Here is a 14,603-nt window from a genome sequence, read left to right as displayed (position 1 = left end):
TCCGCGCCGTTCCGGCTGACTGAAACTACGATGAAGCGTAATGAAGCGGAACTAACCGCTTATTCTACTTCGACCGCCTCCGGCGGACGTGTCGCAGGCTGCTCGTCGAACGTGAGCGTCACCTTGTCTTCCGCATCGACGTCCACGGTCACGCGGCCGCCACTCATGAGCTTGCCGAACAGCAGTTCGTCGGCGAGCGCACGGCGGATCGTGTCCTGGATCAGGCGTTGCATCGGCCGCGCGCCCATGAGCGGGTCGAAGCCGTGCTTGGCCAGATGCTTGCGCAGCGCGTCGGTGAAGAGCGCATCGACCTTCTTCTCATGCAACTGATCTTCGAGCTGCATGAGGAACTTGTCGACCACGCGCATGATGATTTCCTCATCGAGCGCACGGAAGCTGATCGTCGAATCCAGACGATTGCGGAACTCCGGCGTGAACAGGCGCTTGATATCGGCCATTTCGTCGCCTTGTTCGCGGCGCGTCGTGAAACCGATCGTCGACTTGTTCATCGTGTCCGCACCCGCATTCGTCGTCATGATGATGATGACGTTGCGGAAGTCCGCCTTGCGACCGTTGTTATCGGTCAGCGTGCCGTGGTCCATCACCTGCAGCAGCACGTTGAAGATGTCCGGATGCGCCTTCTCGATTTCGTCGAGCAGCAGCACGCAGTGCGGCTTCTTCGTGACGGCTTCGGTGAGCAAACCGCCCTGATCGAACCCGACGTAGCCCGGCGGCGCGCCGATCAGACGGCTCACCGCATGACGCTCCATGTATTCGGACATGTCGAAGCGGATCAGTTCGATGCCGAGCGTGAACGCGAGTTGACGCGCCACTTCGGTCTTGCCAACACCCGTCGGACCCGAGAACAGGAACGAGCCGATCGGCTTGTCGGTCTTGCCCAGACCCGCACGCGCCATCTTGATCGAGGCCGACAGCGCGTCGATCGCCGGATCCTGGCCAAACACGACGGCCTTCAGATCGCGGTCGAGCGTTTGCAACTTGCTGCGATCGTCCTGCGATACGCTTTGCGCCGGCACGCGCGCGATCTTCGAGATGATCTCTTCGATCTCGCTCTTGCCGATGGTCTTCTTCTGCTTCGACTTCGGCAGGATGCGCTGGGCCGCGCCCGCTTCGTCGATCACGTCGATCGCCTTGTCGGGCAGATGACGGTCGGTGATGAAGCGTGCGGACAGTTCAGCAGCCGCATTGAGCGCGCCCGACGAATACTTCACGCCGTGGTGCTCTTCGAAGCGCGATTTCAGACCACGCAGGATCGCCACGGTCTGCTCGACCGTCGGCTCGACCACGTCGACCTTCTGGAAGCGCCGCGACAACGCTGCGTCCTTCTCGAAGATGCCACGGTATTCCGTAAAGGTGGTCGCACCGATGCACTTGAGCGTACCCGACGAGAGCGCCGGCTTGAGCAGGTTCGACGCGTCGAGCGTACCGCCCGATGCTGCGCCCGCGCCAATCAGCGTGTGAATCTCGTCGATGAACAGGATCGCGTGCGGACGCTCCTTGAGCTCCTTGAGCACCGTCTTCAGACGTTGCTCGAAGTCGCCGCGGTATTTCGTGCCGGCCAGCAACGCGCCCATGTCGAGCGAGTAGACCTGTGCGTCGGCAAGGATGTCCGGCACTTCGCCGCGCGTGATGCGCCAGGCGAGGCCTTCCGCGATCGCGGTCTTGCCGACACCGGCTTCGCCCACGAGCAGCGGATTGTTCTTGCGGCGGCGGCACAGCACCTGCACCACGCGCTCGACTTCCGGTTCGCGCCCGATCAGCGGATCGATGCGGCCGTCCTTCGCCATCTGGTTCAGGTTCTGCGTGAACTGGGCGAGCGGCGTTTCCTTCTGGCCCGCGGCGTCTTCCGCCTCGGCATTCGCGTCGCTCGACTTGGCGGCTTCGCCGCTGCCGGTCTTCGCAATGCCATGCGAAATGAAGTTCACGACATCCAGACGCGTGACGCCCTGCTGTTGCAGGTAGTACACCGCGTGCGAATCCTTCTCGCCGAAGATCGCGACCAGCACATTCGCGCCCGTCACTTCCTTCTTGCCGTTGGAAGTGGACTGGACGTGCATGATCGCGCGCTGGATCACGCGCTGGAACCCGAGCGTCGGCTGTGTGTCGACGTCGTCCGTTCCTGGCACCGTAGGGGTGTTGTCGTGAATGAAGTTGCGCAGGTTCTGTCGCAGGTCTTCTATATTCGCGGCACAGGCGCGCAGCACTTCTGCCGCTGTCGGATTGTCCAACAGCGCCAGCAAGAGATGCTCGACCGTTATGAACTCGTGCCGCGCCTGACGTGCTTCCATGAACGCCATGTGCAGGCTGACTTCCAGTTCCTGGGCAATCATGCTTCCTCCATCACACACTGCAGCGGATGCCCGGCCTGCCGTGCGTGGGTAACGACTTGCTCAACTTTGGTCGACGCGATGTCCCGCGTATAGACCCCACAAACACCCCTGCCCTCGCGATGGACCTTCAACATGATCTGCGTTGCGGTCTCGCGGTCTTTATTGAAATACTCCTGCACGACCATCACGACGAACTCCATCGGCGTGTAGTCGTCGTTCATCAGCACGACCTTGTACATGGAGGGCGGTTTGACCTTTTGCTCCTGCCGCTCCAGTACGGTTGAATCCTGCTTGTCCGGGATAATCGCCATACACCCATTCTAAACAACTCGGCCAGGCCCGCAATCCTGCCGTAACCCGACCGGCCGTCCGGTGAAACTGGCTCCGGCGCCCTCACATCCTGCGAGCAATCCCTGCGCCTTCCCCGTTCCGGGCTCGATCAACTTCGCCCAGTGGGCGCCGGCTGCGGGGCCGGTTCGAATCATCCTGCCAGCAGCTTTCGGGCCACCGTCGAATCGAGTATCGCACAACCTGCGCGCTCACGTGGGCCACGACTCGCGCCGAATCGTCCTCGCTTTGTCGGCCTGCGCACGCACACATTCAGATTCCGTGCCACGTCGTGCCCTGGGTCCGGCCCAGCGATGCATCCCATGTGAGTCGATTATGCGACTTTTCAAGATGCGTGGCTAAACGCCATCGTCGGTGTAGGGATAAAAAACGAACCCGATCTCCGCTTTGGCAACCTGCTGCGCGACGCAGCAGCAAAGGCCGCTAGAAAAGCCGGAAAAACCCTGGAAATGCGATCTTTACAACGCGTCCTGGAACGTCTCAAAATATTCTTGACACCAGAATAAAGAGCCTCAACAATCAAGCTGGCACTTTTTTCAACCGCCTTTAATTTCGAAAAAATGCCGTTGGTGAGCTTGTGAGGAGGGGGCGATCGCACTCTGCGATCGTTTAGCTTTTCGAACTGCTCGTGGTAGTGACATGAGTTACAGGGGAAGTTGGTATGGCAACCGGTACGGTCAAGTGGTTCAACGACGCGAAGGGTTTCGGGTTCATCACGCCGGATGAAGGCGGCGAGGACCTGTTTGCGCACTTTTCGGCTATTCAGATGAATGGCTTCAAGACCCTCAAAGAAGGTCAGAAGGTGAGCTTCGAAGTCGTGCAAGGCCCGAAGGGTAAACAGGCATCGAACATTCAGGCAGCAGCCTGATCGTTCGGTACCCGTACCTTGGAAACCCGGCTTCGGCCGGGTTTTCTTTTTTGTGCGAAGGTTTTTATTCGCCATTCGCATCTTGAATAAAACACCTGGCGCGCGTCACATTTTTTAACGTTAGTTTCACGCGCGCGTGTTATTCGAAGCGTCACGTCACACGCAGCGTCCCCATCATGCCGAGGTCCTCATGTTCGAGGATATGGCAATGAAACATGCGCTCGCCCGCCACATGCTGAACCGTCGCGAGATGCACGCTTTCTCCCGGCTTCACGTTGACCGTGTCGCGCCATGCGAGCAAAGCCTCGTTCACCCGATTGCCCCGCGACTCGCGCGCCAGTATCTGAAACTGCGTGCCATGCAGATGGAAGGGATGATCCATGTCCGTCTGGTTCGTAATCGTCCATTGCTCGACTACGTTGCGCCGGCTCGTGAGCGTGATGCGAGCCGGATCGTATGACTCGCCGTTGATCATGAAATGCATGCCTTGGGGCATCGACCTGTTCGCTGCACCCGGCTGGTGCATCGCGTGCATGTCCATCGCCTCACTGAACACCACGGATTGTTTGGCAGCTGAGGGCACGAGCGGTTCGATCGGACGTAGCGTGAGCGGCACGGTCGTGCCCTCGCCCTGAGGCGCGAAATGGATCTGTGCCAGTGCAGCCGTCGGCGTGGGCGGCAGGCTGCCATGAGTCATGGCCATCTTGCCGCGGTCGTACTGGGCCGCGATCAGGCGCGCCATTGTCGCGACCTGGCCCGCGCCCTGCCCCGCACGCACGATCAACTCGGCGCGCTCGCCCGGCGCGAGCAGGAGCGACGTCACACCCTCGCGCGGTGCGCCGAGTAGTCCGCCGTCGGTGCCGACCTGGGCGAACGCCCGGCCATCGTCGAACGCCAGTTGCAGATAACGCGCGTTGCAGCCGTTCCAGACGCGCCAGCGCTCATCGCGCACGATCTCCATGCGAGGTTCGCGCGCGCCGTTCATGAGCACGAACTGCCCTTCGCGGCCGTTCATCCAGTCCATCATGCTGTTCGCGGCAATCGTGCCATCAGTCGCCAGTTTCAGGTCCGAGACGAACAGATGCCGCTCCGGCCAGCCCGCGAGCGGATCGTCGGCGGCGCGTACGACGATCGGCCCCGCGAGCCCGCGAAACACCTGTTCCGCCGACAGCATGTGCGGATGCGGGTGATACCAGTAAGTGCCCGCGCTGCCTTTCGGCAAAGTGAAACGATAGATGCGCTCGCCGCCAGGCGCGACGGAGTTTGACGGATTGCCGTCCTGATCGGGCGGCACGGGCAAGCCATGCCAGTGAATCGTCGACGGCTGCGTCAGGCGGTTCACGAAGCGCAGCTCGACGCGGTCGCCCTCGCGCACATCGATGAGCGGGCCGATCACCGGGCAGCTGTTATCGGCCGCATTGGCCTTGTCATCTGCATCGTATTGCCAGAATGTGGTCGGCTGCTGGCCGGTCAGTAGCGCGTGTGACACGGGCCGCGCGATTAGCGTTGCTCGAAACACACCCGCTTCGCGACTTTCGTTGGCGAGCAAGCGCAATGCCGGAAGCGGTGCGCCAGCGGGTAACGCGTCAATGGCCGCGAGCGAGGCCGATGCGTGCGCCATGCCTTCAGACATGCCCTGCATCCCTGCCATCCCCGACATCGCGTTGCCAGGTTCGCCGGCAAACGCCGTGCGCGCGAACAACGTAGCAGTGGCAGCGCTCAGTGCGCCGGACAAAAACGTTCTGCGTTTCATCGATGAATTCCTCAAATACGTCTGCCAGCAAGGCGCGCTTCGGTCGCGCACCGCGCAGGCGGTCATCGGCTTCGCGTACATAGGCTTGCGAAGCGTTTCGTTGGACCTCGGCTTCACGCGCGCAATCGCACGCGAGCCGCATTCAGACGATCGGAGGAGGCAATGGAGGCGCGTGCGTGATGCCGACGCGCAGCGCGGCAACCCACATCGAGGGCGCGTGATGCGACAGCACTTGGGCGTCGACGCGTGACGCGTGCAGCGGCAAGCCGCACTGGGCGCAGCCACCCGCGCCGCAGCATCCCGCGTGGTGAGCGCAATCGCTGTGATCGGCACAGCCCGCGCAGGTATGCGCAGCTTGAGCAAGGTCGCATCCGCTACTGCTCGTGATGGCCCGATGCGTGACATGCGCCATCGACGCCATTGGCGCTTCGTGCCCCATGTGCTCGCACGCGTTCGCGCCACGCATGCCGAGCAGCGCGAAAACGCAAACGAGAAGAAGGCGGCACAGGACAGTCATGCAGGAGACGACACGCTATTGATCCGCATCATGATAGCGCACACGAGACGGTGCATCGCTCGCGCTATCTCGCTGCAAAGCATGGGTACGACAAAGAAACCGGCAGGACTGCTCGCTAAGATCCAGTCCTCGTCGGCTTGTGAAGCGTTGCGACTTGCTGGCGAGCGTCATCGAAACAAACAAGCAAATCGAATCAGGAGCGCTCACATCATGTCACTCAAACCTCTACGCATCGCCGCGTTGCTTGGCGCCATGCTCGTCGCGGCCTGTTCGAGCACGCTCACCACGCCATTCACGGCATCCAGCGACGCCACCTCGCGCGCGCAACTAGAACAAGATGCGCGCGATGCACTGAAGAACCTTTATGCAAGTACTCCGCGCGCGAAGGAACTGAGCGCCAACGCCGCCGGCGTGCTGGTCTTTCCCAGCATCCTGAAGGCTGGCCTGCTGATCGGCGGCTCGGGTGGCAATGGCGTGTTGTTCGGACGGGACGGCAGCGTGAAGGGCTACTACAACGCAGGCGCGGTGTCGTGGGGGATGCAGGCAGGCGCACAAAACTTCTCCGAAGCGATGGTGCTGATGACGCCTGAAGCGGTCAAGAATCTCGACACCGCCGACGGCTGGTCGGTTGGCATGGGGCCGAGCGTCGCCGTCGCCGATAGCGGGATGGCCCGCGACGTCACAACGACCACCGCACGGCCTGATGTGTTCGCGTTCATCTACGGGCAATCCGGTCTGATGGCCGGTCTGGGCGTGCAAGGCCAGAAGATCACGCGACTGCCCAACTAAGCTGGGCCTGAATCGAGCACGCACACTCACCCTATAAATTCGGATAACTAAAAAAACGATTCAAGCCTGTCCGACGATCCATAAAAAAACCCGGCAGACGCGAAGGTCCGCCGGGTTTTTAGCATTCAGTGCGCAAGAACAATGCGCCCCGAATCCGCTTACATATTGTCGATCAACACCTGGCCGAATGCCGAGCACGACACCTGCGTCGCGCCTTCCATCAAGCGTGCGAAGTCATACGTCACGCGCTTTTGCTGGATCGACTTTTCCATCGACGCGATGATCCGATCCGCCGCTTCGGTCCAGCCGATGTGACGCAGCATCATTTCCGCCGACAGAATCTCCGAACCCGGATTCACATAGTCCTTGCCCGCATACTTCGGCGCCGTGCCGTGTGTCGCTTCGAACATCGCCACCGAATCCGACAGGTTCGCACCCGGCGCGATGCCGATGCCGCCAACCTGCGCCGCCAATGCGTCCGAGATGTAATCGCCGTTCAGGTTCAGCGTGGCGATCACGTCGTATTCGGCCGGACGTAGCAGGATCTGCTGGAGGAAGGCGTCGGCGATCACATCCTTGATGACGATGTCCGCGCCCGTCTTCGGGTTCTTGATCTTCATCCACGGGCCGCCGTCGATCAGTTCAGCCGCGAATTCCTTCTGCGCGAGCGCATAGCCGTAGTCGCGGAACGCGCCTTCGGTGAACTTCATGATGTTGCCCTTGTGCACGAGCGTCACCGAACGGCGTTCGTGATCGATCGCGTACTGGATCGCCTTGCGCACGAGACGCTCCGTGCCTTCGCGCGAAACCGGCTTGATGCCCAGACCCGAGCTATCCGGGAAGCGGATTTTCGAAATGCCCATCTCGTCGCGCAGGAACGCGATGATCTTCTTCGCGCCTTCCGACTCCGCAGGCCATTCGATGCCCGCATAGATGTCTTCCGAGTTCTCGCGGAAGATCACCATGTTGACCTTCTCGGGCGCGCGCACCGGCGAAGGCACGCCCTTGAAGTACTGCACCGGCCGCAGGCACACATAGAGGTCGAGTTGCTGGCGCAGCGTCACGTTCAGCGAACGGATGCCGCCGCCCACCGGCGTGGTGAGCGGTCCCTTGATCGACACGACGTATTCCTTCACGACGTCGAGCGTCTCTTCGGGCAGCCACACGTCCGGGCCGTACACGCGCGTCGCCTTCTCGCCCGCGTAGATCTCCATCCAGTGAATCTTGCGCTTGCCGCCGTAGGCCTTCTCCACGGCGGCGTCGACTACCTTGAGCATGACCGGCGTGATGTCGACGCCGGTGCCGTCGCCTTCGATGTACGGAATGATCGGCTGGTCGGAGACATTGAGCGAGAAATCCGGATTGACGGTGATCTTCTCACCGCCCGCCGGGACCTTGATGTGCTGATACGGCATGATCAACTCCAGTAGGGGGATAGGTCTGTATTTGTGCGGGCCGTGAACCGTTCGTTGGCGCATGCGTGAGCGCGCGATCGGCTGCCGATGCCGTGCGGGGCGCCGATACGATCGTCATGGCCAATGCAGCCAGGCTGGCGGCAAGGCATGGAATTCGACGCGGCGCCCAAATCTGGCCATTATTCTAGCCCACGCTCCGAACGCTCGTGCCGGCGCCCTCACGATACGCTCGCGGGGCGTTCATACTGTAATTTCAAACGCCGCCCGCGCACATAACGTCTTATGTCTTATATAAGACTCATGACATACAGATGCGCGTTTTGCATTAAGATCGCGGCGCTACCCCCATCCTGATTTGCATATTGTTTCTTCCGCCATGCGCTTGATCGCCCTCAACAAACCGTTCGGCACGATCTGTCAATTCTCGCCGCACGAGACGCGCCAGTCGCTTGCCGACTGGGTCAAGACGCCGAACGTCTATCCGGCGGGCCGACTCGACGCCGACAGCGAAGGTCTGCTGCTGCTCACCGACGATGGAAGCCTGCAATCGCGCATCGCCGAGCCCAAACGCAAGCTCGTGAAGCGCTATTGGGCGCAAGTCGAAGGCGCGCCCGGCGACGATGCGCTGGCCGCGCTCGAACGTGGCGTCGATCTCGGCGACTATGTGACACAGCCGTGTCGCGCAAAAAAAATTTCCGATACCGATGCCGCGCTGCTCTGGCCACGCACGCCACCGATCCGCTTTCGCGCCGCGATTCCCACCACCTGGATCGAGCTTGCGATCAGCGAAGGCAAAAACCGGCAAGTGCGGCGCATGACTGCCGCGGTAGGTTTTCCGACGCTGCGTCTCGTGCGTGTGGCGATCGGCTCGCTAAATATTTTTTCGCTGGGTCTCGCGCCCGGTGAGAGCACCGACGTGCCCACGGATGCTCCGTGGAAGCCCTCGACGCATCCGCGGCGCGATCTCAAGTAACTGTTGCGCAAGCACTTTTTCAATTTCTTTCGAATCGGCACCCCTGCAAAAAGCGCGGCCTTTCAGCCGCCGCACTTATTCGACAAATCGAGAAGCAAATGAAAACTTCGCGTCAACCGTCTTGCGAGACCATGCGTTAAACGACGCAGATGCCGCCGAAGCTATCCGGCATTCAGCCTTCAGGGTCCTCGCAGCAATGCACGGTCCCGACCGCTGGCAGACGCAACACGCGCAAATTCATGCAAATTTGTCGAAGGCGACTGTCAACCGAAAGGTGGATGGCACGTTTACCGACCTGATCCAATATAACCGGGTCACTTGGTTAATTAACTCAAGCTGAGGATGTACAAAATGAACAAACTGATCGCTGCTCTGGTCGCTGGCCTCTTCGCATCGGCTGCATTCGCACAAGCTTCGGCTCCGGAAGCTGCTTCGGCTGCTCCGGCAGCTGCTGCTTCGTCGGCACACAAGGCTTCGCACAAGAAGTCGCACAAGAAGTCGCACAAGAAGGCAGCTGCAGCTAAGGCTGAAGCAGCTTCGGCAGCTTCGGAGTAAGCTTGTTGTAAGACGTTTCGGAGAACGGCCCATCGTGCCGATCTTCGCTTCGTTCGAAAGGCAGAGTGTCGCAAGGCACTCTGCCTTTTTGTTTATGTAGCATCGAACAAGACGTCCCCGTGCATGCATCGCCGCGTCGTACTCGTTGCGCATCGTCGCGCTTCGCTCATCAGCCGCCGCAAGTTTTGACCCGCGCTGACGTACTCGCGTAACATGCGCGGACTAATCTCTAGCAAGGAGTCCCCTCGTGCGATTTTCTCTGCGCCCGCTCATCGCGCGCTGCGCGCTTGCCGTTGCATTGCCGCTTGCTGCCGTCACGGCCTTCACGTTCTCGTCGGCCCTCACCAGCACACCGGCTCACGCGCAACAGATGCCGCCCGGCGCGAAGCAGCCGGGCGATTTTCCGCGTCTGAAGCTCACGGCCGGCATGTTCGTGATCGACGCCGCCGTCGCGGCCAATGATGCGGATCGCGAGCAAGGTCTCATGTATCGCACGCAACTCGCCCCCAACGAAGGCATGCTGTTCGTGTTCGGCGAAAACGCCGTGCACTGCTTCTGGATGAAGAACACGCTGATCCCGCTGTCGATCGCCTTCATGCGCGCCGACGGCACGATCACCGACATCGACGAGATGCAGGCGGAAACCACCAACAACCACTGCCCGCGCAACAACGGTGTTTATGCACTCGAAATGAGCAAGGGCTTCTTCACGTCGAAAGGCATCAAGCCCGGCATGAAGATCGACGGCCTGCCGCCGATGCAGTAAGCGCAATCAAGCACGACCGGCGCAGACGTCCTTCACGTCGCGCCCAGGAAACCGGCCCCGCAACCCGCGGCGCCGGTTTTTTTACGTCCGCCGCCCGCCTCTGCTGCGCCGTCCCCCGCTCCGGCGCTGTTTCTGCAAAAGCCACGCGCAAGCGCTATCCTAGTAATCCACCGCGCGACCCCGGCTTGCCCGCAGCAATCCGGATCAGCCCTCACGCGGATCGCCGGACAGCGCGCAGGCCGCGCCGCGCGCCGCCCGGCACTTCCCATGGCGCGTCATTCCAAGGAGATCACCGTGCCTCGCAAGACTCCCATCGAGCGCTATCGCAATATCGGGATCAGCGCCCACATCGATGCCGGCAAAACCACGACGACCGAACGCATCCTTTTCTACACCGGTGTGAATCACAAGCTCGGCGAGGTTCACGACGGCGCGGCGACCATGGACTGGATGGAGCAGGAGCAGGAACGCGGCATCACGATCACCTCGGCCGCGACGACTGCCTTCTGGAAAGGCATGGCCGGCAATTACCCCGAACACCGCATCAACATCATCGACACACCGGGGCACGTGGACTTCACGATCGAAGTCGAGCGCTCCATGCGCGTGCTCGACGGCGCCTGCATGGTGTACGACTCGGTCGGCGGCGTGCAGCCGCAGTCGGAAACCGTGTGGCGCCAGGCGAACAAGTACAAGGTGCCGCGCATCGCCTTTGTCAACAAGATGGACCGTGTCGGCGCGGACTTCTTCCGCGTGCAGCGGCAGATCGGCGAGCGCCTGAAGGGTGTGGCCGTGCCCATCCAGATTCCGGTGGGCGCGGAAGATCACTTCCAGGGCGTGGTCGATCTCGTGAAGATGAAGGCGATCGTCTGGGACGACGAGAGCCAGGGCGTGAAGTTCGAGTACGCGGACATTCCTGCGAACCTGCTGGAAACGGCGAAGGAATGGCGCGAAAAGATGGTCGAAGCCGCCGCCGAAGCCGACGAGACGCTGCTCGAAAAGTACCTCGAAGACCACCAGAGCCTGACCGAAGACGAAATCAAGGGCGCACTGCGCAAGCGCACGATCGCCGGCGAAATCGTGCCGATGCTGTGCGGCAGCGCGTTCAAGAACAAGGGCGTACAGGCCATGCTCGACGCCGTGATCGACTATCTGCCCTCGCCGGTGGACGTGCCCGCCATTCTCGGTCACGACCTCCACGACAAGGAAATCGAGCGTCATCCGAGCGACGAAGAACCGTTCTCCGCGCTCGCCTTCAAGATCATGACCGACCCGTTCGTCGGCCAGCTGATCTTCTTCCGCGTCTATTCGGGCGTGGTGGAATCGGGCAACACGGTGCTCAACGCGATCAAGGACAAGAAGGAGCGCCTTGGCCGCATCCTCCAGATGCACGCGAACGAGCGCAAGGAAATCAAGGAAGTGCGCGCGGGCGACATCGCGGCCGCCGTGGGGCTGAAGGAAGCCACGACCGGCGACACGCTGTGCGATCCGGCGAACCCGATCGTGCTCGAACGCATGATCTTCCCCGAGCCCGTGATCTCGCAGGCCGTCGAGCCGAAAACCAAGGCCGACCAGGAAAAGATGGGCATCGCGCTCAATCGTCTTGCGCAGGAAGACCCGTCGTTCCGCGTTCAGACCGATGAAGAGTCCGGCCAGACCATCATCTCCGGCATGGGCGAGCTGCACCTGGAAATTCTCGTCGACCGCATGAAGCGCGAGTTCGGCGTGGAGGCGACCGTCGGCAAGCCGCAGGTGGCGTATCGCGAAACGGTGAAGAACAAGGTCGAGGATGTCGAAGGCAAGTTCGTCAAGCAGTCGGGCGGGCGCGGCCAGTACGGCCACGCGGTCATCACGCTCGAACCGCAGGCGCCGGGCAAGGGCTACGAATTCGTCGACGCCATCAAGGGCGGCGTGATTCCGCGCGAATTCATTCCGGCCGTCGACAAGGGCATCCAGGAGACGCTGAAGGCCGGCGTGCTCGCGGGCTACCCGGTGGTCGACACGAAGGTGACGCTCACGTTCGGCTCGTACCACGACGTCGACTCGAACGAAAACGCCTTCCGCATGGCCGGCTCGATGGCCTTCAAGGAGGCGATGCGCAAGGCCAAGCCGATCCTGCTCGAGCCGATGATGGCTGTCGAAGTGGAAACGCCCGAGGACTTCATGGGCAACGTGATGGGCGATCTGTCGAGCCGTCGCGGCATCGTGCAGGGCATGGAGGACATCGCGGGCGGCGGCGGCAAGATCGTGCGCGCCGAAGTGCCGCTCTCCGAAATGTTCGGCTACTCGACGTCGCTGCGCTCGCTCACCCAGGGCCGCGCCACCTACACGATGGAGTTCAAGCACTACTCGGAAACGCCGCAGAACGTGGCCGAGGCGGTCATCAACGCGAAGAAGACGTAACCGCGAGACGTCACCGCGCGTCGCAGTGCGGTTCATACAAGCCCGTCCCTTTCCGGACGGGCTTTTTTGTCTGCGCGCGGCAAAAATTCGACCATGCCACAATGCAACGATCACGCTGCACGCAGCGCGAACTGACGCACAAGCGACGCAAGCGCGCCAACAGCGAGGAGACACGACGATGAGCCACGATCATGACCCCGACCAACCTCACGAAGACACGCCCGTCGACTGGCGCGAGCACGGCGTCAAGGTGATCCGCGGCGACCAGCTCGACAGCAACACGGCGCAGACGCCCGGCATGAACCGCGCGGCCGCCATCAACGCGGCGCGCGTGGGCGCGCAGAAAATCTGGGCCGGCACCGTGACGATCCATCCCAACGCGAAGACCGGCGCGCATCATCACGGCGCGCTGGAAAGCGTGATCTACGTGGTGCGCGGCCACGCACGCATGCGCTGGGGCGAGCATCTGGAGTTCACGGCCGAAGCCGGGCCCGGCGACTTCATCTTCGTGCCGCCCTACGTGCCGCACCAGGAAATCAACGCGAGCACCGACGATGCGCTCGAATGCGTGCTGGTGCGCAGCGACAACGAGGCCGTGGTCGTGAACCTGAACATCGACGCCGTCGAAGCGCCCGAGACCGTCTACTGGGTCGATCCGATTCATCGCCATCCCCACGATCATTGAACGCCGCCCACGCATGACACCTGACGCCAGGCCGCTGCGCCGACGCCTTATTCCGCTCTACGCCGTGCTGATCGCCGCGAACGTCGCGGCCTGGGCCTGGGCGCTGATCGCCTTGCGCCACTATCCGCTGCTGCTCGGCACCGCCGTGCTCGCCTACGGCTTCGGGCTGCGCCACGCGGTGGACGCCGACCACATCGCCGCCATCGACGCCGTCACGCGCAAGCTCATGCAACGCGGTCAGCGGCCGATCGGCGTGGGCCTCGCCTTCTCGCTCGGGCACTCCTCCATCGTGATCGCGGCGACCATCGGCATCGCGTTGTCGGCGCTTACGCTGCATGGGCGCTTCGAGCAGTTCCACGAGATCGGCTCGACCATCGGCACGCTGGTCTCGTCAGGCTTTCTGCTCGTGCTCGCGGGGGTGAATCTCGTGATCCTGCGCGACGTCTGGCGGCGCTACCGTCGCATGCAGCAAGGCGACGACGCAGCGGCGCTCGCCGCGCAGACGAGCGCGCCAGCCGGTCTGCTTTCGCGCGCGCTGCGGCCACTTTTCCGGCTCGTCACGAAAAGCTCGCACATGTACCCGGTGGGCGTGCTGTTCGGTCTGGGTTTCGACACAGCCACGGAAATCGGCCTGCTCGCGATTGCCGCAGCGGAGGCCGGCAAGGGCCTGCCGCTCTATTCGATCCTCGTGTTTCCGGCGCTTTTCACGGCGGGCATGACGCTCGTCGACTCCACCGACAACGTGCTGATGGTCCACGCCTACGGCTGGGCCATGGACGACCCCAGGCGCAAGCTCTACTACAACGCGAGCATCACGTTCGTCTCGGCGCTGGTGGCGATCGTGATCGGCGGCGTGGAAGCCCTGGGCCTGATCGCCGATAAGCTCGGCGCAAGCGGCGGCCTGTGGTCGATCGCCACCGGGCTCAACGACCGCTTCGGCGAGCTTGGCTATGGCATCGTCGCGCTCTTTATCGCGTGCTGGATCGGCTCGGTGCTGTTCCATCGCTGGCGTCGGCCCTCGGCGCACGCAGGCGGCTCGGGCGCGCTGTGACGCGTCTCATGCGATAGCAGACACCTGCGCCGCTTCCACATCCGTGCGAGCAAAGGCACGGCCGCTCGCTGCGCCATGCCTGCCTTCCCGCGCGGCCGAGCGCAACCCCGCACAACCCTGGGCCTCGTA

The 14,603-nt window shown here is 62.2% G+C and carries 13 protein-coding genes; 9 read left to right on the top strand and 4 right to left on the bottom strand.

Features of this window, described 5'->3' with window-relative positions:
* Positions 1-59 precede the first annotated feature (59 nt).
* Both clpA and clpS read right to left on the bottom strand, forming a co-directional pair.
* A complete protein-coding gene (gene clpA / locus U5782_RS38865; RefSeq protein WP_322049167.1) occupies positions 60-2,351 on the bottom strand; it encodes an ATP-dependent Clp protease ATP-binding subunit ClpA in 2,292 nt (763 codons plus the stop codon).
* Positions 2,348-2,662, bottom strand: coding sequence for an ATP-dependent Clp protease adapter ClpS (gene clpS, locus U5782_RS38860; RefSeq protein ID WP_028213389.1), 315 nt, complete (start codon positions 2,660-2,662; stop codon positions 2,348-2,350). Before clpS ends, clpA begins: the two co-directional genes overlap by 4 nt.
* 698 nt (positions 2,663-3,360) lie before the next feature.
* Here clpS and cspD point away from each other — a divergent pair.
* Positions 3,361-3,567 (top strand): cold shock domain-containing protein CspD, encoded by a 207-nt coding sequence (cspD, locus tag U5782_RS38855; protein ID WP_017776809.1) that lies wholly within the window; start codon positions 3,361-3,363, stop codon positions 3,565-3,567.
* Between the two features lie 151 nt (positions 3,568-3,718).
* On the opposite strand, the gene U5782_RS38850 is transcribed toward cspD, so the two are convergent.
* The gene (locus U5782_RS38850) at positions 3,719-5,269 is read right to left on the bottom strand and encodes a multicopper oxidase family protein (RefSeq protein WP_322049186.1); all 1,551 of its coding nucleotides are present in this window, start codon (positions 5,267-5,269) and stop codon (positions 3,719-3,721) included.
* Here U5782_RS38850 and U5782_RS38845 point away from each other — a divergent pair.
* A complete protein-coding gene (locus U5782_RS38845) occupies positions 5,187-5,570 on the top strand; it encodes a hypothetical protein (protein WP_322049188.1) in 384 nt (127 codons plus the stop codon). The two genes, U5782_RS38850 and U5782_RS38845, sit on opposite strands and share 83 nt — an antisense overlap.
* A 477-nt stretch (positions 5,571-6,047) precedes the next feature.
* Positions 6,048-6,626, top strand: coding sequence for a lipid-binding SYLF domain-containing protein (locus U5782_RS38840; RefSeq protein ID WP_322049166.1), 579 nt, complete (start codon positions 6,048-6,050; stop codon positions 6,624-6,626).
* A 158-nt stretch (positions 6,627-6,784) separates the two neighbouring features.
* Here U5782_RS38840 and icd read toward each other — a convergent pair whose 3' ends face one another.
* The gene (gene icd / locus U5782_RS38835) at positions 6,785-8,041 is read right to left on the bottom strand and encodes an NADP-dependent isocitrate dehydrogenase (RefSeq protein WP_322049165.1); all 1,257 of its coding nucleotides are present in this window, start codon (positions 8,039-8,041) and stop codon (positions 6,785-6,787) included.
* Between the two features lie 376 nt (positions 8,042-8,417).
* On the opposite strand from icd, the gene U5782_RS38830 reads away from it, so the two are divergent.
* From U5782_RS38830 to U5782_RS38805, 6 genes are all read left to right on the top strand, one after another.
* A complete protein-coding gene (locus U5782_RS38830) occupies positions 8,418-9,014 on the top strand; it encodes a pseudouridine synthase (RefSeq protein ID WP_322049164.1) in 597 nt (198 codons plus the stop codon).
* A 351-nt stretch (positions 9,015-9,365) separates the two neighbouring features.
* Positions 9,366-9,569 carry a hypothetical protein gene (locus tag U5782_RS38825; RefSeq protein ID WP_322049163.1) on the top strand — a complete coding sequence of 68 codons (204 nt, stop codon included), beginning with the start codon at positions 9,366-9,368 and terminating at the stop codon, positions 9,567-9,569.
* Positions 9,570-9,816: 247 nt separating this feature from the next.
* The gene (locus tag U5782_RS38820; RefSeq protein ID WP_322049162.1) at positions 9,817-10,335 is read left to right on the top strand and encodes a DUF192 domain-containing protein; all 519 of its coding nucleotides are present in this window, start codon (positions 9,817-9,819) and stop codon (positions 10,333-10,335) included.
* A 294-nt stretch (positions 10,336-10,629) separates the two neighbouring features.
* Positions 10,630-12,738: an elongation factor G gene (gene fusA / locus U5782_RS38815; protein WP_415914490.1), complete on the top strand. Its 2,109-nt coding sequence runs from the start codon at positions 10,630-10,632 to the stop codon at positions 12,736-12,738.
* 178 nt (positions 12,739-12,916) lie between these two features.
* On the top strand, positions 12,917-13,423 hold the full coding sequence (locus U5782_RS38810; RefSeq protein WP_322049160.1) for a cupin domain-containing protein: 507 nt from the start codon (positions 12,917-12,919) through the stop codon (positions 13,421-13,423).
* A 13-nt stretch (positions 13,424-13,436) separates the two neighbouring features.
* Positions 13,437-14,474 carry a HoxN/HupN/NixA family nickel/cobalt transporter gene (locus tag U5782_RS38805; protein WP_322049159.1) on the top strand — a complete coding sequence of 346 codons (1,038 nt, stop codon included), beginning with the start codon at positions 13,437-13,439 and terminating at the stop codon, positions 14,472-14,474.
* The last annotated feature ends 129 nt before the right edge of the window (positions 14,475-14,603 follow it).

Source organism: Paraburkholderia sp. J67 (assembly GCF_905220265.1).
Lineage (GTDB): Bacteria > Pseudomonadota > Gammaproteobacteria > Burkholderiales > Burkholderiaceae > Paraburkholderia.
The sequence above is the reverse complement of the archived record's forward strand: the minus strand, read 5'-3'. Positions and strand labels throughout refer to the sequence as shown.